This window comes from Arthrobacter sp. JZ12, from assembly GCF_035189165.1.
Lineage (GTDB): Bacteria > Actinomycetota > Actinomycetes > Actinomycetales > Micrococcaceae > Arthrobacter_D.
In genome coordinates, this window is the sequence record NZ_CP045246.1 from 3,045,670 (window position 1) to 3,066,435 (window position 20,766).

Here is a 20,766-nt window from a genome sequence, read left to right on the forward strand (position 1 = left end):
GCGGGCCAATTGAGGGTCGGCGCTTACAGGCGGCGGCTCGGCACTGTTTGATCCGGTGGATCTGCAGCGCGCCCTACGTTGCTCGCACCATCAAGGATCTTCATGCTCTTACTTCAGCGTGCCACTGCTGCCTTCACCGGCGTCCTGCTCCTTGCGGCCAGCCTCTCGACAGGGCCGACCCAGGCGTCGGCAGAAACCGTCGCGACGCCGCCCACAACCCAGGAGGTAACGACGCCGGCCGCCACCCAGGAGGCCCAGCCCAGCCCGGAAGCGCACGACCATACGGAAACGCACGACCAGGCTGCTGAAATGGCAGAGCTCTTCCCTGGTGGCATCCCGTCCTACCCGGACCACACTTACGAAGGCACTGTTACCGACGAACACGCCCACGGTGACTCCGTTGAAGGGGCCTCGGTGGCTCCGCTTGGCGCCGGCGGGACTCTCTCGCGCGCCGGCGACATCAAGGTGCGGCTGGTGACGGTGGATCTTGCCGACAGTACCGCGACGGTTCCGTTCGCTACCGCTGAGGATGCTGTTCAGGTCTCAAGCACCTATTGGAAGAGCATGTCCAACAACCGGCTCTCCATGTCGGTTGCGTCGCGGGTGGTCAACCACAAATCGGCGGCGAAATCCACCGACTCCTACGACGTCATCATGAACAGGGTGACCTCGGAGCTGAAGTGGACTTACAGCCCCTACACCGCGCTGGTGGTCTTCATCCCTACGCCCCTCAAGGAGGGGTACCTCGGCTACGGATGGAGCAGCAACGGCACCAGCGGCCGCATCCTGATGCCCCAGGTGAGCAACTTCACCACCAACGTGCTCACCCACGAGTTTGGGCACGTCCTCGGCCTCATGCACGCAGACTCACTGCAGTGCACCGGCGGACAGTCCGACACGGCCAGCTTCACCGGCACCGGCTGCTCGATCCGCCACTACGGAGACACCTCCGACCTCATGGGCATCTCGCGTTGGACCGATACCCCCGTAATCAGCTCAAGCTTCTGGGACTACGGCGGCTTCGGCCGGGGAGACGAGATCCTCGACGTCGGGGTTGCCTCGGGAAGCAAGACCTACACCCTGCGGCCCTGGGCAGGCACCGCCTCCTACCGTGCCATCAAGTTCACGGATCCCCGAAGCCGGGAGAGCTACTACCTGGAACTGCGAGTGCCTGTCGGCTTCGACAGGAACCTTGCGCTGAACGGTAACCGCGGCGTGAAGATCGTGCAGAGCGGCGGCCTTACGCCGGCGTCGTCACTCATCCTTATGCCGTCCACCTTGCCCTACTCCGGCTACTACGCGAGCAACACGGCGTGGCCGGCCGGCAGCACCTTCACTACCCATGCCGGAACCACCGTCCGCATCAACTCGGTCTCCGATTCCGCAGCCTCCATCACCATCAATGCCAACTCGATCGGCACCGACCGCTCGGACCTGAACAAGGACGGCAACCCGGACGTGGTGGCGCGGGACTCCTACGGCCAGCTCTGGCTGTACCCGACGAACGCCAGCGGAGCCTTCCAGGCTCGGGTGAAGATCGGGTCGGGTTGGGGCGGCATGACCTCGATCCTCCTGCCGGGTGACTTCAACGGCGACGGCCTCTCCGACATTCTTGCCCGGGACAGCTCCGGCGGCTTGTGGCTTTACGCCGGCGATGGCGCTGGAGGCGTACGTGCCGGTGAGCAGATCGGCGGCGGATGGAATGTCATGACCGAGATCGTCACACCCGGCGATTTCAACGGCGACGGCAGCGTCGATGTCCTGGCTCGCACCGCGGACGGGTCGCTGTTCCTCTACCCCGGCAACGGCGCGGGCGGCTGGAAGACCCGCACGCAGGCGGGCACCGGCTGGAATGTCATGACGGCCATGACCAGCCCTGGGGACTTCAACGGCGACCGGAAGTCCGATCTCCTTGGCCGCGATGACTCCGGAAACCTCTACCTCTACCCGGGTACGGGTACCGGCTCCTTCGGGTCACGCAGCCTGGTCAAAAGCGGCTGGAACGCGATGACAGCGGTGGTGGACGCCGGCGACTTCAATAGTGATGGATTCTCCGATGTGCTGTCCCGCGACAGCTCGGGCAGCCTGTGGCTCCACACCGGAAACGGTGCCGGCGGCTTCTCTGCCAGCCGCACCGTTGGTTCGGGTTGGGGCGCAATGTTCCTCGCATCGGGCACCATCCCCGGCAAGACGACCACGCAGGCTCCCGCACCCGCACCTGCACCTGCTCCTGCTCCAGCACCGGCACCGGCGCCTGCACCCGAGCCGGAACCCGCTGCTGCGGCGGTACGTACCGACCTTAATGGCGACGGCAATCCTGACCTGGTTGCCCGTGACGCAGACGGCCGGCTTTGGCTGTACCCAAGCACCGCCACGGGGTCCTTCGGATCGAAGTCCCAGATCGGTACCGGCTGGGGTGTGATGGACATGATCCTCCTGCCCGGTGACTTCGACGGAGATGGTTCCGCCGACATCATGGCCCGCGACCGCTCAGGAAAGCTCTGGTTGTACAAGGGCACGGGCACGGGCAAGGTTGAGTCCGGCATCCAGATCGGAAGCGGTTGGGGCGTGATGACGGCCCTCGTGACTCCGGGCGACTTCAACGGAGATGGCTACCCCGACGTTCTCTCCCGTACGGCCGACGGAGCACTCTACCTCTATCCCGGAAACGGCAAGGGCGGATGGAGCAGCAAGGCCCAAATCGGTCAGGGCTGGAGCAGTATGACCGCCCTGTTCTCGACCGGCGACTTCAACGGCGATGAAGCGCCGGACCTGATCGCCCGCAACTCCGACGGGGCGCTGTACCTGTACGCAGGAAACGGGAGAGGCGGCTTCCTCACCAAATCGAAGGCCGGGTCCGGCTGGAACGGCATGACCGCCTTTGCCGGTCCAGGTCCTTGGGGATCGGAATCACATGCGGATCTGCTTGCACGCGACGCCAAGGGCAACCTGCACCTGTACAAGGGCAATGGATCCGGCGGATTCAGCGGGTCCCAACAGATCGGCCGGGGCTGGAGCGGGCTGTACATAGCCGAGTAATCGTCAAAGTCCTGGTGAACCCCATATAAGAGAGTCGCCGGTATCGCTCAAACAGCGATACCGGCGACTTTCGTTTCATCTTGTCTGCCCATTGGTGCCTATTGGGTGCCTGACACGGCACGAAGGTCCTGAGCAGATTCAGACGCCGTCGGGCAGTACGGGCTCCGTCTTGAAGTTGATCAGTTTGTGGGTGCCGTCGCAGTAGGGCTTGATCGTGGATGCCCCACACCGACACAGAGCAACAGTCTTCCGACGGCGAGGCACCGGCTGCCCATCAGTGGTGACGATGGGAACTTCTCCCCTGACCAAAAGGGGCCCGTCCGGGCAAGCGACAATCTGTACCTCGTCGCTGCGCGACGATTCGTTCGGTGCAGTCATGGAGCCTCCTGAGCGCCCTTCCGTGAGTTCTCTCCCAATACTAAGCTCACTTGCTATGTGCGGGGCCGGCAGGGCTCCAGCAGAACATCAGCTTCTGTTATGGTCTTGTGGTCACATGGTAAGCATGCTTATTGTGTAAACGCGATGACTTACTTTCCAGGAGTCTTCCACATCGATACAAGGAGTCATTATGAGCACACAGAACTGGTCAGAAGACCCACTGGTTTCGTCAACTCCGAGCGCGGGCAATTACCCCTCCGAGGGACAGTCGACTGCTTCCACTGCGAAGGATGAGGCCAAGGATGTAGGCCGGGAAGGGCTGGGCGCAGCCAAGAACGTCGCGCAGACCGCTGGTTCCGAGGCAAAGAACGTTGCGCAGGAAGCAGGCACTCAGGCCAAGAATCTTGTTGGGCAGCTCGGGTCCGACATCAAGAGCCAGGCCGGCACCCAGCAGCAGCGGGTCACCAACGGATTGCGCTCCATCAGCGACGAACTGAACTCGATGGCGCAGAGCTCCGAGGGCGGCCCGGCGCAGCAGCTCGTGCAGCAGGTAGCCCAGCGAGCCGGAAGCGCCGCGTCCTGGCTGGAAGGCCGCGACCCCGGCTCCCTCCTCGATGAGGTAACCGGCTTCGCCCGTCGCCGTCCCGGTGCATTCCTCCTAATCGCAGCCGGAGCCGGCTTGCTTGCGGGACGACTGACCCGTGGCCTCGCCGGTGGATCCGATTCGAGCGGCTCGCCGTCTACCGGCGGCGGCATGGGTACAACCGGCGGCGGCCAGCACGTGGCTACCTACCCGCCGGTTCCGGACGAATACGGCACTGACCTTCCTGCTTACCAGACGGGTGCCCCCGGATACGGTGCCGGCGTTGAGACTCCTCCGGTCGCACCGCCCACCACCACCCCCACGGTCAACCCGACCACTCCGTTCGCGCAGCCTGGCGTTCCGGACACTGAGACCGGGAGGGACTTCCGCTAATGACCGAAGCACATCCACACGGATCGCATGTAGCGCAGGCATCCGCAGGCCCCGAACCGGATAGCGGATCGAACGCGTCTCTTGGCCAGCTGCTGGGCGAGGTCACCCGTGATCTCTCAACCCTGATGCGCCAGGAGCTCGAGCTCGCAAAAGCTGAGCTGCGCGAGTCGGGTACCCGTGCCGGAAAGGGCGCTGGAATGTTCGGCGGCGCCGCCGTCGCCGGGCATTTTGTCCTTCTTTTCCTTTCCCTGGCCCTCATGTGGGGCCTCGCTGAGATCGACGCGCTCGGTCTGGGCTGGGCTTCCGTGATTGTTGCAGTGATCTGGGGCATCATCGCCGCGATCCTTGCACTTCGGGGAAAGAAAGAAATGAAGTCGATCAAGGGCATGCCGCAGACCGCTGAGACAGCCAAGGAAATTCCGCCTACGTTGAAACCAGGAGATCACACGCCATGAACCAGACACCTGATGAAATCCGCGCGGACATCGAACGCACCCGCCGCGAGCTCGGAGCCGACGTCGACGCAGTTGCCGACAAGGTAAGCCCGTCGAACATCGCCCAGCGGCAAACCGACAAGGTGAAGAACGCCGTCGGCAACGTCAAGGACAAGGTGATGGGCTCGGCTCACGACGCCAAGTCCTCTGCCAAGGACCGGGCGCACGGCGCCGGCGACGCTCTTCACAGCGCCGGGGACAGCATTTCCAGCGCCGGCAGCTCGGTATCGGGTGCTGTCCAGGACGCGCCGCAGCGGGCAATGGCAAAGACCCAGGGCAATCCTTTGGCCGCGGGCCTCATCGCCTTCGGCGCAGGCTTGCTGGCTTCTTCCCTCATCCCGGCAAGCCAGAAGGAGAAGGAAGCCGCTGCAGTCGTCAAGGAGAAGGCTCAGCCGCTGGTTTCCGAGGTCCAGGACGCCGCGAAGCAGGTTGCGCAGGACATGAAGGAGCCCGCGCAGCAGGCCGTGGATTCGGTCAAGGAGACTGCTACCGACTCTGCCAACACGGTGAAGGAGGAAGGCGCCAGCGCGGCTTCCGATGTGAAGGACCGGGCGCAGGACGCGAAGTCGAACGTACAGGGAAGCTAGAACACCCCGTAGTCGACAAGCCAAAGTGGAGGCGCCGCACGGATCATTGTGCGGCGCCTCCACTTTGTCATGAATCTGTCGCCGTTTTGACCGGCAGCAGCCTTTCGACGAGTTTCATGAGCAAGTTCCTCAACTGCGGCGATGCCTGCTCCAGCTCAGCCATGAGGCTCCTTTCCCCCTTCTCCGCCTCGGCGAGCCTGATGCGACCCCGCGCCGTCAGATCGACCAGGAATGCCCGCCGGTCACCGTCCGGGATCGAGCGAATGATTAGTCCCTGCTGCTCGAGGCGGGCGAGTGTCCTTCCAACGGTTTGGGCGGTGACGTGGAGCTGCTCCGCCAGCTCGATCTGCAGCAACGGCCCGTAGGCTTCGACTGTGCGCAGCGTGACCAAGCCAGCGTGAGTGATCCCGATGGCGAGCAGCCGATCGTTCCAGGCGTTCTCGGCCAGCCTGGCGGCCGTTGTCAGCAGCCGTTCCGTGGTCCAGGGTTCCGTGGGTGACACCTTGCCTCCTTCCTACGGGTTGGACCCAAGGAATTCGGAGCGGGAGCGCCGCCGGATGTGTCATGGAAGTGGAGCCTAGGGGAATCGAACCCCTGACCTTTTCATTGCGAACGAAACGCTCTACCAACTGAGCTAAGGCCCCGCACGATCCAAGATACCGCAGCTTCAGCTTGAAGAACCAAACGTCAGAGCACAGTTGTACGCTCGAGTAATGCAATCCCCCGCGCCGGAAATCCGGGCCTGGCCGGCCCTGTGGTCGCTCGTGATCGGGTTCTTCATGATCCTGGTGGATTCCACGATCGTGTCCGTGGCCACGCCGGCCATCATGGAGGGATTTCAGGCCGACATTGACAGTGCGGTTTGGGTCACCAGCGCATACCTTCTGGCGTATGCCGTTCCGCTCCTGATCACGGGACGAATGGGCGACCGCTTTGGCCCCCGCAGGATGTACTTGATCGGGCTGGCCGTCTTCACTGTCTCAAGTGCACTGTGCGGGGTCGCCGGCACAATCGAGTTGCTCATCGTCGCCCGGGTGCTGCAGGGGCTGGGAGCCGCGGTGATGACTCCGCAGACCATGTCCGTCATCACCCGTATCTTCCCACCCGAGCGCAGGGGCTCGGCCATGGGCCTCTGGGGATCAGTGGCAGGGATAGCCACGCTCGTCGGCCCCATCCTCGGCGGCGTGCTGGTGGACTCCCTCGGCTGGGAGTGGATCTTCTTCGTGAACGTGCCAGTCGGCGTCGTCGGACTGCTGCTTGCGTACCGGTTGGTGCCCAAGCTCTCCACCACGAGCCACAGCTTTGATTTCCTCGGCGTTATCCTCAGCGCCGCCGGCATGTTCTGCCTGGTCTTTGGGCTGCAGGAGGCAGAGAGCTACAACTGGGGGCCAATTGCCGGCCCTGTCTCCGTGTGGTCGCTCATCATCACGGGAGCCTTGCTGTTCACCGGCTTCATCGTCTGGCAGCGATTCAATCGCAGGGAGCCCCTCGTCCCCCTGAAGCTTTTCCGCGACCGAAACTTCTCTCTTGCTAACACCGCAATCTCCTCCATGGGCTTCACGGTGACCACCATGAGCCTGCCGCTGATGCTCTACGCACAGAACGTCCGAAATCTCACTCCCACTGAGGCCGCTCTATTACTCACGCCCATGGCTGTGATTTCCGGGGCTCTGGCGCCGTTCGTTGGAAAGCTGGTTCAGCGGGGCAACCCCAAGTACATGGCCATCTTCGGATTCAGCGGTATGGCGGCGGCGCTGTTCTGGCTTGCCGCCCTGCTTCGGCCGGAGACTCCCATCTGGATGCTGCTGCTTCCCCTTGCACTGGTCGGCCTGTCCAGCGCTGGAATCTGGGCGCCGGTATCCCTGACGGCAACGCGCAACCTAGCTCCGACTCTCGCTGGAGCCGGCTCCGGCGTCTACAACACCACACGCCAGGTCGGCGCGGTAGTGGGCAGTGCCGGCATCGCCGCAATGATGCAGGCACGCCTGGTCGCCAACGGCGGCACAGAAGGAGCTGGACAGGACGCCGGCTACGCCGCTGCGATGGGAGAGTCACTGCTGCTGCCAGGCGCGGTTGTTGTGATCGGACTGATCGCCGCACTGTTTTTCGCCCGCCCTGAACAGCACCAGGTCTGGGCTTCAGATTCCCCACCTTCGGTAGGCGCGTCCCGCAAGGGGTAGTTGCTTCCCACAACTACCGCTAGGCTCCTCTCTATGGCTGAAGAGTTTGCAACTGAAGACACCACTACTGAGGAAACAGCACCTGAAGCGGTGAAAGAAGTCAGCGACGACTTCGTGACGCGCAAGCACACCTCGCCCTCCGGGTTCGCGTACACCACCGTGACGGGGCGGCTCGTCCTGCGCCGGGAGGAGACCAAGGATGGAAAGTCCGAGGGCTTCAAGCCGAAGGCCGAGATCTTCGTGGTTGCCTATACCAAGGACGACGGCGGGAACCGCCCGGTCACCTTCGCCTTCAACGGTGGACCGGGTTCCTCCTCGGTATGGCTGCACCTTGGCCTCCTGGGTCCGCGGCGCGTTGATGCAGGCGATGTCGAAGCGATGACTCCCCCACCCTTCGGCCTGGTGGACAACCCCGAAACCCTTCTGGAACATAGCGACCTGGTCATGATCGATCCCGTCAGCACGGGTTTCTCCCGGGTGGTCGAAGGCGGAAAAACCGACGAGTTTCACGCCTTCATCGAGGACCGCGACCTTGTCGCCGAGGTGATCCGCCTCTGGACAACGCGCAACAACCGTTGGCTCTCGCCCAAGTACCTTGTCGGCGAGTCCTACGGCACCCTTCGCGCCGTCGCCGTAGCCGGACGCCTGTTCGACGCCTATGGGATGGCCGTGAACGGCCTCGGGCTCATCTCGACCGTGCTCAACATGTCCACCCTGCGCTTCTTCCCCGGCAGCGATGTCCCCTACGCGCTGCATCTGCCCACCTACGCGGCGATTGCGCACTATCACGGCCGGCACCCCGGCAGGGAACTGGCCGACGTCGTCAGCGAAGCCGAGGAGTACGCAAGCCGGGACTTCGGCTACGCCCTCACCCAGGGCGCCCGCCTTACTCTGGCGGAGTACGACGACGCCGTGAGCCGCCTCAGTGCCATCACCACCCTCGACGAGGGGTTCATTCGGCGCACGAACCTGCGCTGGGCTTACCACGAGTTCGCGGCGGAACTACTGCGGTCAGAGGGCCTGGTGGTGGGGCGGATCGATGGCCGCTTCACCGCACCTCCCGCGAACCTGCAGTCCTCCAGCTCCACCGACGATCCGAGCATGCGGGCGATTACCGGACCGTTTGCCGCTGCAATCAACCACTACGTGCGTGCGGAACTCGGGTATGAAAACGACCTGCCCTACGAGATTCTCACCGCCCGGGTACAACCCTGGAGCTACCGAACCTTCGAAGGCGCTCCGGTCGACGTGGCCGACGTGCTTGAGCGGCTGATGGTTCACAACACGGCATTGCGTGTGCACGTCGACTATGGCTATCACGACGGCGCCACTCCCCACTTCGCGGCCGAGTACGTCTTTGCGCACATGAAGCTGGACGACGCAGCACGCGAGCGCATCACACACCACTACCACGAGGCCGGACACATGATGTACCTGAAGCCCGAGTCCCGGCTGGCGCAACTCGAGGCCCTCGGGCGCTTCGTCCGGCAGTAACCTTCCCCGGCCGGCAGTAGGGCCGGTCAGCGCGTGGCGAAGTGCACCCAGACTGCAATGATCCACGCACTGCCCGCCGCACAGGCAAGGGCCAGTTCCACGAGAATGCCCAGGCCCATGGCCTTTAGCGCGGCCACGCTGGACGAGGCAGCCGACCTCAGATCACGCAGCCGCGCAGTTTCGCTCAGCAGCAGCCCAGCGGTGAAGCCGACAAACAGGCCGACCACCGGAATCACGAACATGCCCACCACGCCCAACACCAGTCCAATGGTTATGGACCGTCCCGGGATCCTGCGCTCCCGGAGTCTGCGCCCCGTAAGGATGATCCCGGCCAGCAGTCCGGCCAACGCGCACAAGCCGCCGACACCGAGAGCCGTCCAACCGGCGCCGCTGGTCACGGTCAGCGCCCAGGCCAGCAGGGCGCCGATGATGAGGATGCTGCCGGGAAGGACAGGAACAACAACTCCTGCCACGCCGACTCCGATCGCAAGGCCGCACAGCACGGTGACAACAATCTCCAGGTCCATGCGCCCAGTCTTGCATCCGCAGTTACACCCTTGTAACACCGGTACTGAAATACTAAGGTTGCTTAGGAAGTCGCCTTAGGGCCTGAAATCGGGAGGCACCAGTGAGCACAGCAGCAGGAAACAATGATCGGGACGATCGCGCCAGGCACGTTGACGAGTCGGCTGTTCCGGACGGCGGCCGTTCGTCCGATTACTACGACCGCTCGTCCGATACCGAGACCCGGGCGCTGAACGTCGACCGCGACGATAACCGCGATGACTACCGGGGCGATCAGACCGCAGCCGTTCCGGTGTCGGGCTCCCGAGGCGACGACCGCCGTCGTACCCGTAATCGCGACCTCGACCCCGACGCGGACCGCGATTACGACCGTGACTACGACCGCGACCGGGACGTCACCCCCGTACCCGCGGCAGCCGAACGGGACGCGCTCCGCCAGAGGGAAAAGGAAACCTTCGGCGGCATGAAGTTCGGCTCAGCCTTCTTCGGCTGGCTTACCGCAACCGGTATGGCCGTCATCCTCACGGCGCTCGTTGCAGCTGCCGGAGCGGCCTTCGGATTGTCCACCGGCACCAACATCAATGAAGCGACCAACCAGGCGTCGGAGAATCCGCAGAGCGTTGGAATCACGAGCGCGATTATCCTGCTCGTGATCCTGCTGATCGCCTACTACTGCGGTGGATATGTGGCCGGCAGGATGGCGCGGTTCAACGGCGCGAAGCAGGGCATTGCGGTGTGGCTGTGGGCCATCATCATCGCCGTCCTGGTTGCCGTTCTGGGCCTCATCTTCGGGTCCCAGTTCGACGTCCTCGCCAACCTGAACAGCTTCCCCCGCCTCCCGCTGAATGAGGGCACGCTGACCACGGCGGGCATCATCGCCGTCGTTGTAGCACTCCTGGCCGCCCTTGCCGGAGCGGTGCTCGGAGGACTCGCCGGCATGCGCTTCCATCGCAAGGTGGACCATGCGGACTACGAGGCCATGGACGACAACCGCTAACTGACCAGGATCTGGGTGGAGTTCACCTTCAGCATCGAGTTGGCCCACCGCATCTGCCGCAGGGTCTCCGGATGGCATCGCGCGGCCACATCCAGCAGATCAGTGTGCTTGATCCCCTGCGCGGCCTGCGCAAGCATCTCCCAATCAACCGAAACGCCCGAGGCCTTCATGTAGATTTCCCGGAGGTCGCGCAGCATCAGCAAAGCTGGAGCACTCTTTCGCCCGAGGAGGTCGCTTCCCCTTTCCCGGATTTTCTCAGCAAGGTTGAACTCGTGGCGCGGCTCCGGATCGAGGTCTTGACCGTACTGTTTGCCAATTTCCGCAATTGCGCGTACATGGTCCTGCGACCACTTTGCGAGGTCGCGAGCGACGTGATAGATCTCGTGGTCCACTTTGTGCCGCTCGGACGCTTCCAGCAGCTCGAGCGCGAGGTCGTTCTCCGAGCGGTGCAGCTCGTGCAGTACCAGCCCCAATTTCATCTGCTTCCTCCCTCGCCTGCTTCATAAAGACTTTCCTGCACCTCGACGTTGTGTGACCCGGTGGTCTCCCAACCAATGGGACGGACGGGAGCGGATGCCGTCGTCGTTGGTGCCGATGAGGGCCCGCTGCCCAGCTTGATCTTCCTGATGCTGGCCGCTGCAGTCTTGAAGATGGGCTGTTTCGACGCCGCATCCCAGTCCGTGATCGTGAGTTCGTTGGCTGCCCTGCCGGCCTTGACCGGCTTGTGCCCGGCGTCGGTGTCCCAGTAGCCGTAGTGGAACGGAAGGAACAGCACCCCCGGTCGAATGCCACTGATCCTTACTTTTGCCTCGACGGAGCCGCGCGGGGTGGTGATCCTGGCGAGATCGCCCTCCCTGATGCCGTGGGAGCGGGCGTCCCCATCCGACATCTCGACCCAAACCTCGGGTGCGGCGTCCTGCAACTGCGGAGCACGACCGGTCTTGGTCCGGGTGTGGAAGTGGTACAGAGTGCGGCCCGTGATGAGCTGCAGCGGAAACTTTTCGCTCGGGACCTCATGGGGCGGCAGGTAGCCGGCCGCCTTGATGATTGCCTTCCCTTCCGGGTTGAGCGCCTTGTATTCGTCCGGCTCAAGCGGTGCACCGGTCACCAGGTCCCGCCCGTAGCTTTCGCAGTATTCGGGTGCACTCCAGAACTTTCCATCCTCGTAAATGCGTTCGGATCCCTGTGGGTTCTCCTCATTGCAGGGCCATTGGATCCCGGAACCACCGCGGAGCTTCTCATATGTGATGCCGGTGTAGTCGCACGGACGGCCGCGTGTGCACTCTTTCCAGGCTTCGAACGCGGACTCGGGGTCGTGCCATTTGATCAGTGGCTGTCCGTCCTTGTCACGAAGGTCCAGGCGACGGGCGTAGTCGAGGAAGATGTCGAGGTCCGGCCTCGCTTCTCCTGGCGGATCAACGGCCTTCTCCGACAGATGAACGGTACGATCCACGTTCGTGAAGGTACCGGTCTTTTCGCCCCAAGTGGCGGCGGGGAGCACGACGTCGGCCAGTTGGGCGGTCTCAGAGAGGAAGATGTCCTGGACCACCAGGAACAGCCGTTTCTGGGTGAGGATGGACCGGATGCGCCGTAGTTCCGGCAGAGAGACGGCGGGGTTGGTGCCGCTCACCCAGAGCATCCGGATGGAACCGTCCTCCGCATAACGCATCATCTGCATGACGTGTGTGGGCGGTGAGTAGTGCGGTATTGCCATGGGATCAACGTTCCAGACCCGGGCGAGATCCTCCACGTGCGCGTCGTTGGACCAGTTACGGAACGCGGGAAGGTCACCGTCACCGCCGCACTCGCGGGTGTTCTGGGCGGTGGGCTGCCCGTTCATTTGGAGTACTCCGCAACCCGGCTTGCCCAGCATGCCACGGATGATGTTGACGTTGTTCACCTGAACAGCCGCAGCCGTTGCCTGGTTGGACTGGTAGAAACCCTGAAGCACCGTGGAAAGCAGCCGCTCGGCGTTCCCGATGATGCGCGCTGTTTCCCGGATCTTTTCGGCGGGAACGTCGCAGATCGTCTCGACAACCTCCGGCGGGTACTCCTTCACGCGCTGCTCGAGCTCGCTGTAGCCCACCGCGTGCGCCTGAATATAGTCCCGGTCGATCCAGCCGTTCCCGATGATCTCGTGCAGCAAGCCATTCATCAGGGCAACGTTGGTGCCGGGTCGGGGAGCCAAATGCACAGTGGCTACCCTGGCGACGGGCGTCATCCGGGGGTCCACGCAAATGATCTGCGGCGGATTGGGTCCGGCCAACCTATCCAGGATTCGTGTCCAGAGCACGCTCTGCGTCTCGGCCATGTTGTGCCCATACAGCGCAATGACGTCGGCATGGTCGATGTCTGTGTAGGAGCCCGGTTGGCCATCACATCCAAACGACTCCTTCAGTGCGGCGGCAGCGGTTGCTGTGCAGAGGCGCGTGTTGCCGTCCACATGGTTGGTTCCCAAGCCTCCATGTGCCAGAACACCCAGCGTGTAGTACTCCTCAGCGAAAAGCTGCCCGGTGGTGTAGAAGCCAATCGCACTGGAGCCCTGCTCCTCGAGCAATTCGTTGGTCCGCTTCACGATGAGTTCCATCGCGGTGTCCCAGTCGGTTTCCACGAGCTTGCCGCGCTTGCGCATGAGCGGCCGGGTCAAACGGTCGGGTGAGGAGTTGGCCTGCCAACCGTAGAGGTCCTTTGGTCCGAGGCGACCATGGTTCACGCGATCTTCCGCCCGTCCCCGCACCCCCACCATGCGGTCATCCTTCACTGCGATGTCCAGGGCATCACCGTTGGAGTGCAGGATCGAGGCGGTTTGGACCCAATGGTCCACCTCGTCGGCGGTGACACCGTCCTCGAGGTGCATATCAACTCGGACGGGCCACTCCTCACCCACCGCATAGGGCGTGCGGGTACCCCACGGTTCAGCTATGCGGTCTTTTCCTGCCATAACCTGTCTCCCTCCGGCTCATTCATTCTTCCCGCAACGCGAATGGCTTTGTGCCTGCGCCGCAAGCTGCCCATTGTGTTCCCCGCCTTGGCCAGCCGGCTGCCCGCGTACGGCACCCCACCCGTCAGGCGCAGCGCCAGCGCCGCCCAAACCGTCAGCGAGCGCTCGGCCACCCATGCCGGCGCCCACAGCGCCGCGGTGGGCGGGAAGACAGCGGTGCCGCCCCGCCGTCGTCGTCCCGTTTCCGCCAGGCCTACGACGACGGCGGCAGCCCCCGCGAGGGCAGGCCACCCGCCGCGTCGGTACAGGGCAGCCAGTCCGGGCAGTAAGGCGAGTTCAAGCAGGAGGCGCGCGGGCTGGGCGAAGTCGTCGTACGCCTGGCGCACGCGCTGGGAGCGGAAGTGCCCGGCTGAGCAGGGGATCCGGCCCACGAAGACGGAGTCCGCGCGAAATTCCTTCCCACCGGCAGCCCGCACGGTCCGAATGAGCTCGAGGTTTTCAAACAACACGTCGCCGTCGTATCCGCCGGTCGCCGACAGAACGGAACGCCGCACGCCCAGCGTCCCTGGGTAGTCGGAAGCAAGCGCCCGGTTCAGCAGCGCCCGTCCCGTGTCCCAGCGGGCGTGCCAAGGAAGGGTGAGGAAGTAGTTTTGCGGACGCACGACGTCGGCCTTTGCCAGCAACCCGACAACCTGCCGGAAAGCTGCCTCGGTGTACCGGACGTCGTCGTCGGCAATGATGACCCGCTCGAAGGAGGCCTCGGCGAGGCCGGTGAGCACGCCGGCAACCTTCCCGTTCCTGCAGGTGAAGCGCGGGCGGAGATGGCGGACGCCGGGCGGAAGCACTGCGGCGTGGCGCGCGAAACGCTCCTCAGGCGAGCCGTCGACCACCAGCACCTCGGCCCAGCCGGCCACCTCACCCAGGTAGTCGGCGAGCGCCGCGATCCCGTTGTCCGTGGTCCACTTCAGCGGCAGGACGTAGGAGGCGGCGGGCCGGCTCATGCCGCTGCGGCAGCGCTTGTGCGCAGTGAGGACTCGCCCTTCTCCCAGCTGCCGATGATGTGTTCACCCAGCATTGCGTCCAGCGCCAACGCGGCGGTTGCCCCGAAGTAGACGTCCTCCAGCAATTCAGGTTCGGCCTCGACCAGGCCACCGGCGAGGTCGCGGCCGGCGATCTGCTCATGGACGGCGTCGGCCTCGACATGTTCGTCGAAGTACCAGGTGACGTCCTCGTCGAAACCTAGCCGCCGGAAGCCGTTGCCGTAGAACCGGTTGGGCTGGGATGAGGTCATTTCATAGGCGGCGAGGTGCCCCACGATGGCGCCGCGCAACCGTCGATTCAGGCCGAACAGGGACATCATGTTGGTGGAGGCGAGGGTGAGCGCGGGAACCGCGTCAACATAGTGGCCGTAGTCGTCGGCCAGTCCAACGCCGCGCATGGTTCGAGCGAAAAGAGCCGAGTGCATCCGGTCTGGTCGCCCGCCGCCGTACTCGTCGGCCTGAATCTCGACCATCGCGGCCTTGGCCCGGCCCCGCAGCCGGGGGATGGCCCAGGTGTGGGGGTCGGCTTCCTTCAGCTGGTAAACCGACTTGTGGATCAGGAACTCCTGCGCCTGCTCCAAAGTGGCCTTCTTGGCCAGGAAGCGGGATACGCTCGGTCCGCCGTCGGCGGAGGTGAGTTCGAAGAGGACGGCAGCAACGGCGTCGCTATCATGCGCTTCAAGCGGTGGAAGTTCGACGGCGGCACGCAGGGCAGATTCGAAGTCCCGCTCAATCCGTCGGCGGATGCCGATGAGTTCCGGCTCCCACTCCCAGTCCGCGTGCGCTCCCTCGATGCCGCCGTAATGCAGTTCGTAGAGGCAGAAAAGGGTCAGCTGAAGATCTTCGTCCGTGAGGATTCCGTCGCTGCCCTCAAGGCTCTTCTGTACCGCATCGGCCAGGACCTGCACGCCTTCGGCGTTCGGCTCCTGCGGCAGCAGGTTCAACAGCGCATCACTCGCGGCCCCCCGGGCCTGTGGATTTCTCATGGCAAGCCTTCCTAACTGGTGGCCGACGTCGTCGTCCCCCTCACTCAGATAGTACTAAGCCTACTGTTTATGGAGCTAAGCCTGCATACGCGGCAAGGCCCGCGGCACCAGCAGCGCCGCGGGCCTCACTGAAGCCGGTACCGCGACCTACTCCTTGTGGAGCTTGTCCTGTACTGCTCCCGCCATCTTCTCTACCGTGTTCGGCAGTTCGGTTGTGCCGTAGAACCGGGAATCGGGATGCGTCGGCGGTGGCATCGGCGCAGAGGTTGTTGGCCCGTTGTGATACGAGAACTCGCCATGCCCGTCAGGGGTGGGGCCGGAAGCCCACGATCCCTCGGCGGCCGCCTGGCCGTCGGAGAAGTTCAGGTACTGGTACGCGACGTCGCGCTCCTCCTTGTTGAGGGGGAAGTTGCTCGGCACCGGAAGGTTCTCCGACTTCTCCTCCTGCAGCTCACGCGCTGCGGCCAGCCATTGGTTCTGGTGCATGGTGTCCCGCGCGAGAAGGAATTTCAGCATGTCCCGGACACCGTGGTCATCAGTCATGTGGTAAAGCCGGGCGACCTGCAGCCTCCCCTGCATCTCCGCATTGGCGTTCGCGGTGAAATCCGCGAGCAGATTCCCGCTCGCCGTGATGTAGCTGCCCTGCCAGGGGTTGCCCATGCTGTCCACCGGCCGGGCACCGGCGCCGGCAACGATCGCCTGTTGCATGTCAGTTCCACCGACGACGGCGGCAATCGCCGGATCGGACTGTACGGCGTCTTCCGTAATTCCGAGGGGCGCCTTCTCCAGGAGCTGCGCGATCATGGTCGCCAGCATCTCAACGTGCCCGAACTCCTCAGCGCCGATACCAAAGAGCAGATCCCGGTATTTGCCTGGGATATGGGTGTTCCATGCCTGGAAGCTGTACTGCATGGCTACGGTTATTTCACCGTATTGGCCGCCAAGGACCTCCTGCAGCTTCCTTGCGTAGACGGCGTCGGGCTTGTCTGGGGTGGATTTGAATTGCAGTTCCTGCTTATGGAAAAACACGGGGAAACCTCCGCATTGAAGCGGCTCCGGGCCTGAACGGCCAACTCATCTGTACGGGTTGGAGAGCTCGGAGCCAGTGTTTCGAACCTATCCCCGGCCGCCGAGACATGGGAAGTGATAAGCAAACTTATTTTCCTGACGTTCAGCCCCAAGTTATTTCAAAGGTGCGTCAGTCATCCTGAACAGGCAGGTAGCAGACGGCCCGAGACCACCGTCCAAACCCGCTGGCACTGGCTAGCCAGAGCCCCCCGAGCGGGACCGTCCGTTTCCCCGACTGAGGCGGTCCCGCCCGGAACAACTCCGGGTCTACCTAATCCCGGAACAACTCCGGGTCTCGTTGATTTCGCAGGACACACCCCTTTTGCGGCAGCATTCGGGGCGTGTCCTGCCAACTCAAGGCAAGACGCCTACGGCGTGGGGCTACCACCGTTGACGTTGAGCGTCTCACCAAGCACGTAACTCGATTCGGGCGATGCCAGGAATACGTAGGCCGGCGCCAGCTCAGTGGGCTGCCCCGCACGTCCCAGCGGAGTGCTCTTGCCGAACTCCGGCAGCTCTTCCTTCGGCTGACCGTCGGAAACCTGAAGCGGCGTCCAGAATGGGCCCGGAGCAACCGCGTTCACCCGGATGCCCCGCGGAGCCAGCTGCTGGGCCAGGCCCTTCGTGAAGTTGTTGATCGCAGCCTTGGTGCTTGCATAGTCCAGCAGCGTGGGCGAGGGGTTGTACGCCTGGATTGACGTTGTGTTGATGATGCTCGACCCGGCAGGCAGATACTGCAGGGCTTCGCGGGTGATCCTGAAGAACGAGTAGATGTTGGTCTTGAACGTGTGGTCCAACTGCTCGTCGTCGAGATCCTCCAGCTTCTCAACGGCAATCTGCTTTCCGGCATTGTTGACCAGGATGTCCAGCCCGCCGAGCCCCTCGACCGCCTGGGTCACAAGGTCCTTGCAGAACTGCGCGTCCTTGATGTCACCGGGGAGCTTCACGGCCTTGCGCCCGCACTCCTCGATAAGACCCGCGATCTCGGTTGCGTCAGCTTCCTCCTCGGGCAAGTAGGACAACGCGACATCGGCGCCCTCCCGGGCGAAGGCGATCGCCACGGCGGCACCGATACCCGAATCGGCCCCGGTGATCAGTGCCTTCCTGCCCTCCAGGCGGCCGGTCCCGCGGTACGACTGCTCACCCCGGTCGCTCTGCGGTTCGAGGTCACGGTCAAGGCCCGGCTCGGGCTGATCCTGCTTCGGCGGCGAGATCTCGGGGAATCGGGTTACCGGATTCTGGAAGGTGTACTGGTCGGTCATGATTTCCTCCTGATAGGCGTAAGTCGGATATCACCCTTGAGGGCCACCTGCGGTACAGCTAGGCTCGATAGCAAATGCTAAGCCTACTGATCACACGCGTATTGATCACACTAGGACGGACCGTCCGGGACGTTCAAGGGCACTTCGACGGAAAGGCGCGCTCATGACGACCATCGGTTTCCACGCCTCACACGAGCAGCTGGCTCCCGCCCAACTCCTCGCCGATGTGCAGCTGGCCGAGCAGGCGGGGTTCGACGCGGCCATGTGCTCCGACCATTTCGAACCCTGGTCCGCCGTGCAGGGGCATTCCGGGTTCGCCTGGTCCTGGCTGGGAGCTGCGCTGGCCACCACCAGCCTTCGCTTCGGCGTCGTGACTGCCCCCGGCCAGCGCTACCACCCCGCGATCATCGCCCAGGCGAGCGGAACGCTCGCCAGCATGTTCCCGGGTCGCTTCTGGGCGGCGCTCGGCAGCGGAGAAAACCTCAACGAGCACATCACGGGAGACCCCTGGCCCGAAAAGGAGCAACGCCAGCAGCGCATCGAGGAGTGCGTGGACATCATCCGCAGGATGCACGACGGCGAGGAGGTCACCCACCGCGGCCTGGTCACGGTGGAGCAGGCCCGACTCTGGGACGCTCCTGAGATCAAACCGCACCTGATCGCTCCGGCCGTGAGTGTGGAGACCGCCGCGAGGAGCGCACGGTGGGCAGACGGACTGGTCACCGTGAACCAGCCGCATGAGAAACTCACAGACATGATCCGGGCCTACCGCGAGAACGGCGGGCAGGGTAAGGCCATCCTTCAGGTCCATCTGTCCTGGGCCCCAACCGAGGACGAGGCCATGGAAATCGCACGCGCCCAGTGGTCCGCAAATTGCCTTACCCCGCCGGAAATCTGGGACTTCAAGCGTCCCTCCGATTTCGAGGAAGCCACACGGAACCTGCCGGAGGACGAACTGCAGAGTACGGTCCAGATCTCCGCCGATCTTGCCGTGCATGCGCAGCGGCTGCGGGAGTTCGCCGATTTGGGCTTCGACGAGTTGTACCTGCACTTTGTCGGCACCGAGCAGAAGCCCTTCATTGAGGCCTTCGCCGAACATGTGCTGCCCGAGGTGCGTTGATGCGCATCACCGACACCTCCGACCTGTGGTGGAAGAACGCCGTTATCTACTGCCTGGACATCGAGACGTTCTGTGATTCCGACGGCGACGGCGTGGGAGACTTCGCCGGCGCCGCCCAGCGGATGGACTACCTGGCCGAACTCGGCGTTACCTGTGTCTGGCTCATGCCCTTCTATCCGTCCCCGCAGCGCGACGATGGCTACGACATCGTCGACTTCTACGGCGTCGATGGACGCCTGGGTACGTTCGGCGACCTGGTGGAGTTTGTCCGCACCGCGAAGGACCGGGGCATGCGGGTGATTGCGGACCTGGTGGTCAATCACACCTCCGACCAGCACCCCTGGTTCCAGCAGGCACGGTCCTCGAAGGACAACCCCTTCCGCGACTTCTACGTCTGGCGCGCGGACCCGCCCCCGGACACCTCGGCCGAGGTGGTCTTTCCGGACAAGGAGAACTCGATCTGGACGAAGGACCCGCAGACGGACGAGTGGTACATGCACCGCTTCTACTCGCACCAGCCGGATCTGAACGTAGCTCATCCGAAAGTCCGCGACGAGATCGCCAAGGCGGTTGGTTTCTGGATGGAGTTGGGGCTTTCGGGGTTCCGCGTGGACGCGGTGCCGTTCTTCCTGGAAACGCAAGGCCTGGATTCACCGGCCGGCGACCCGCACGACTACCTCCGGAACCTGCGCCGGTTCCTGTCGAGGCGGAGCGGCGACGCCGTCCTGTTGGGGGAAGTCAACCTCCCCTACGAGCAGCAGGTGGCCTTCTTCGGGGACGCTGCGGATGAGCTCAACATGCAGTTCGACTTCGTGTCCATGCAGCAGATGTACCTTTCCCTCGCCCGCGGTGACGCCAGACCCCTGGCCCGCACTATCACCGACCGCCCCGCCATCGACGGCGACAACCAGTGGGCAACCTTCGTCCGCAATCACGACGAACTGACTCTCGACAAACTGCTGGATTCCGAACGCCGGGAGGTGTTCGATGCCTTCGGCCCCGAGGAGAACATGCAGGTGTTCGGCCGCGGGCTCAAGCGCCGCCTTCCGCCGATGCTTGCGGGCGACCAGCAGCGCATTCGCATGGTCTACTCACTGCTGTTCTCCCTGCCCGGCACCCCCGTGCTCTTTTACGGGGAGGAGATCGGGATGGGCGAGAACCTCGCGGCGGAAGGCAGGATGGCCGTTCGCACCCCTATGCAGTGGACGCACGAGGAAAGCGCCGGATTTTCCGCCGCCCCGCCAGACAAACTAGTGGCTCCGCTGGTGCAGGGCGAGTTCGGGCCCCAGTCGGTGAACGTGGTGGACGCACGCCGCGATCCGTCGTCGCTCCTGTCATTCATGAGCACTTTGATCCGCCGCTACCGAGAGTGCCCGGAATTGGGTTGGGGCACCTTCAGCCTGATCGATACGCCCGTCCCGTCCGTGCTCGCCCACCGCTGCGACTGGGAGGATCATTCCCTGTTCCTCTTCCACAACTTCGCGGCTGAACCCGCGGAAGTATCCGTGAAACTCAAGGACGGCGACGTGCCCGACGGCGGAGGGGTGCTGACCGAGCTGCTGGAGAACACCATGGCAGACATCTCGGTCGGCGATGAGCTCGAGGTGAAACTGCCTGGTTACGGATACCGGTGGCTGCGGATCCAGGCTCCCGACGCCGGTCGGCTCTGGTAGCGCGGG

Annotated in this window: 18 protein-coding genes and 1 tRNA gene; 9 read left to right on the top strand and 10 right to left on the bottom strand. The window is 63.9% G+C overall.

What is annotated here, in order from left to right:
• Nucleotides 1-102: 102 nt before the first annotated feature.
• On the top strand, nt 103-3,039 hold the full coding sequence (locus GC088_RS14160; RefSeq protein WP_323959634.1) for an FG-GAP-like repeat-containing protein: 2,937 nt from the start codon (nt 103-105) through the stop codon (nt 3,037-3,039).
• 138 nt (nt 3,040-3,177) lie between these two features.
• On the opposite strand, the gene GC088_RS14165 is transcribed toward GC088_RS14160, so the two are convergent.
• Nucleotides 3,178-3,417, bottom strand: a complete 240-nt coding sequence (locus GC088_RS14165; RefSeq protein ID WP_323959635.1) for a CDGSH iron-sulfur domain-containing protein — start codon at nt 3,415-3,417, stop codon at nt 3,178-3,180.
• 190 nt (nt 3,418-3,607) lie between these two features.
• Between GC088_RS14165 and GC088_RS14170 the strand changes: the two genes are divergently transcribed.
• Genes GC088_RS14170 through GC088_RS14180 form a run of 3 tightly spaced genes read left to right on the top strand, consistent with a single transcriptional unit; the run spans nt 3,608 to nt 5,474 of the window.
• Complete coding sequence (locus tag GC088_RS14170) at nt 3,608-4,393, top strand: hypothetical protein (protein WP_323959636.1); 786 nt, start codon at nt 3,608-3,610, stop codon at nt 4,391-4,393.
• Complete coding sequence (locus GC088_RS14175; protein ID WP_323959637.1) at nt 4,393-4,848, top strand: phage holin family protein; 456 nt, start codon at nt 4,393-4,395, stop codon at nt 4,846-4,848. The genes GC088_RS14170 and GC088_RS14175 overlap by 1 nt, the downstream gene beginning before the upstream one ends.
• On the top strand, nt 4,845-5,474 hold the full coding sequence (locus GC088_RS14180; RefSeq protein WP_323959638.1) for a DUF3618 domain-containing protein: 630 nt from the start codon (nt 4,845-4,847) through the stop codon (nt 5,472-5,474). Before GC088_RS14175 ends, GC088_RS14180 begins: the two co-directional genes overlap by 4 nt.
• A gap of 67 nt (nt 5,475-5,541) precedes the next feature.
• Here GC088_RS14180 and GC088_RS14185 read toward each other — a convergent pair whose 3' ends face one another.
• Together GC088_RS14185 and GC088_RS14190 are read right to left on the bottom strand one after the other, a co-directional pair.
• Nucleotides 5,542-5,976 carry a MarR family winged helix-turn-helix transcriptional regulator gene (locus GC088_RS14185; protein WP_323959639.1) on the bottom strand — a complete coding sequence of 145 codons (435 nt, stop codon included), beginning with the start codon at nt 5,974-5,976 and terminating at the stop codon, nt 5,542-5,544.
• A 69-nt stretch (nt 5,977-6,045) separates the two neighbouring features.
• Nucleotides 6,046-6,118: transfer RNA gene (locus GC088_RS14190), tRNA-Ala, on the bottom strand.
• A gap of 69 nt (nt 6,119-6,187) precedes the next feature.
• Here GC088_RS14190 and GC088_RS14195 point away from each other — a divergent pair.
• Both GC088_RS14195 and GC088_RS14200 read left to right on the top strand, forming a co-directional pair.
• Nucleotides 6,188-7,654, top strand: coding sequence for a DHA2 family efflux MFS transporter permease subunit (locus tag GC088_RS14195; RefSeq protein ID WP_323959640.1), 1,467 nt, complete (start codon nt 6,188-6,190; stop codon nt 7,652-7,654).
• Between the two features lie 33 nt (nt 7,655-7,687).
• On the top strand, nt 7,688-9,148 hold the full coding sequence (locus GC088_RS14200) for a S10 family peptidase (RefSeq protein ID WP_323959641.1): 1,461 nt from the start codon (nt 7,688-7,690) through the stop codon (nt 9,146-9,148).
• A gap of 26 nt (nt 9,149-9,174) precedes the next feature.
• On the opposite strand, the gene GC088_RS14205 is transcribed toward GC088_RS14200, so the two are convergent.
• On the bottom strand, nt 9,175-9,675 hold the full coding sequence (locus GC088_RS14205) for a DUF456 domain-containing protein (RefSeq protein ID WP_323959642.1): 501 nt from the start codon (nt 9,673-9,675) through the stop codon (nt 9,175-9,177).
• 101 nt (nt 9,676-9,776) lie between these two features.
• Between GC088_RS14205 and GC088_RS14210 the strand changes: the two genes are divergently transcribed.
• On the top strand, nt 9,777-10,670 hold the full coding sequence (locus GC088_RS14210) for a hypothetical protein (protein WP_323959643.1): 894 nt from the start codon (nt 9,777-9,779) through the stop codon (nt 10,668-10,670).
• Here GC088_RS14210 and GC088_RS14215 read toward each other — a convergent pair.
• The 6 genes from GC088_RS14215 to GC088_RS14240 all read right to left on the bottom strand — a co-directional run bounded on the left by GC088_RS14215 (nt 10,667) and on the right by GC088_RS14240 (nt 17,967).
• Nucleotides 10,667-11,149: a hypothetical protein gene (locus tag GC088_RS14215; protein ID WP_323959644.1), complete on the bottom strand. Its 483-nt coding sequence runs from the start codon at nt 11,147-11,149 to the stop codon at nt 10,667-10,669. The two genes, GC088_RS14210 and GC088_RS14215, sit on opposite strands and share 4 nt — an antisense overlap.
• Nucleotides 11,146-13,611 carry a molybdopterin oxidoreductase family protein gene (locus tag GC088_RS14220; protein WP_323959645.1) on the bottom strand — a complete coding sequence of 822 codons (2,466 nt, stop codon included), beginning with the start codon at nt 13,609-13,611 and terminating at the stop codon, nt 11,146-11,148. Before GC088_RS14220 ends, GC088_RS14215 begins: the two co-directional genes overlap by 4 nt.
• Nucleotides 13,590-14,612, bottom strand: a complete 1,023-nt coding sequence (locus GC088_RS14225) for a glycosyltransferase family 2 protein (RefSeq protein ID WP_323959646.1) — start codon at nt 14,610-14,612, stop codon at nt 13,590-13,592. The genes GC088_RS14220 and GC088_RS14225 overlap by 22 nt, the downstream gene beginning before the upstream one ends.
• Nucleotides 14,609-15,637, bottom strand: coding sequence for an iron-containing redox enzyme family protein (locus GC088_RS14230; protein ID WP_323959647.1), 1,029 nt, complete (start codon nt 15,635-15,637; stop codon nt 14,609-14,611). Before GC088_RS14230 ends, GC088_RS14225 begins: the two co-directional genes overlap by 4 nt.
• 147 nt (nt 15,638-15,784) lie before the next feature.
• A complete protein-coding gene (locus GC088_RS14235; RefSeq protein WP_323959648.1) occupies nt 15,785-16,666 on the bottom strand; it encodes a manganese catalase in 882 nt (293 codons plus the stop codon).
• 407 nt (nt 16,667-17,073) lie between these two features.
• Nucleotides 17,074-17,967, bottom strand: coding sequence for an SDR family oxidoreductase (locus tag GC088_RS14240; protein WP_323959649.1), 894 nt, complete (start codon nt 17,965-17,967; stop codon nt 17,074-17,076).
• A 163-nt stretch (nt 17,968-18,130) separates the two neighbouring features.
• Here GC088_RS14240 and GC088_RS14245 point away from each other — a divergent pair, with 163 nt between their 5' ends.
• Nucleotides 18,131-19,087, top strand: a complete 957-nt coding sequence (locus GC088_RS14245; protein WP_323959650.1) for a TIGR03885 family FMN-dependent LLM class oxidoreductase — start codon at nt 18,131-18,133, stop codon at nt 19,085-19,087.
• The gene (locus tag GC088_RS14250) at nt 19,087-20,760 is read left to right on the top strand and encodes an alpha-amylase family protein (protein ID WP_323959651.1); all 1,674 of its coding nucleotides are present in this window, start codon (nt 19,087-19,089) and stop codon (nt 20,758-20,760) included. The genes GC088_RS14245 and GC088_RS14250 overlap by 1 nt, the downstream gene beginning before the upstream one ends.
• Nucleotides 20,761-20,766 lie beyond the last annotated feature (6 nt).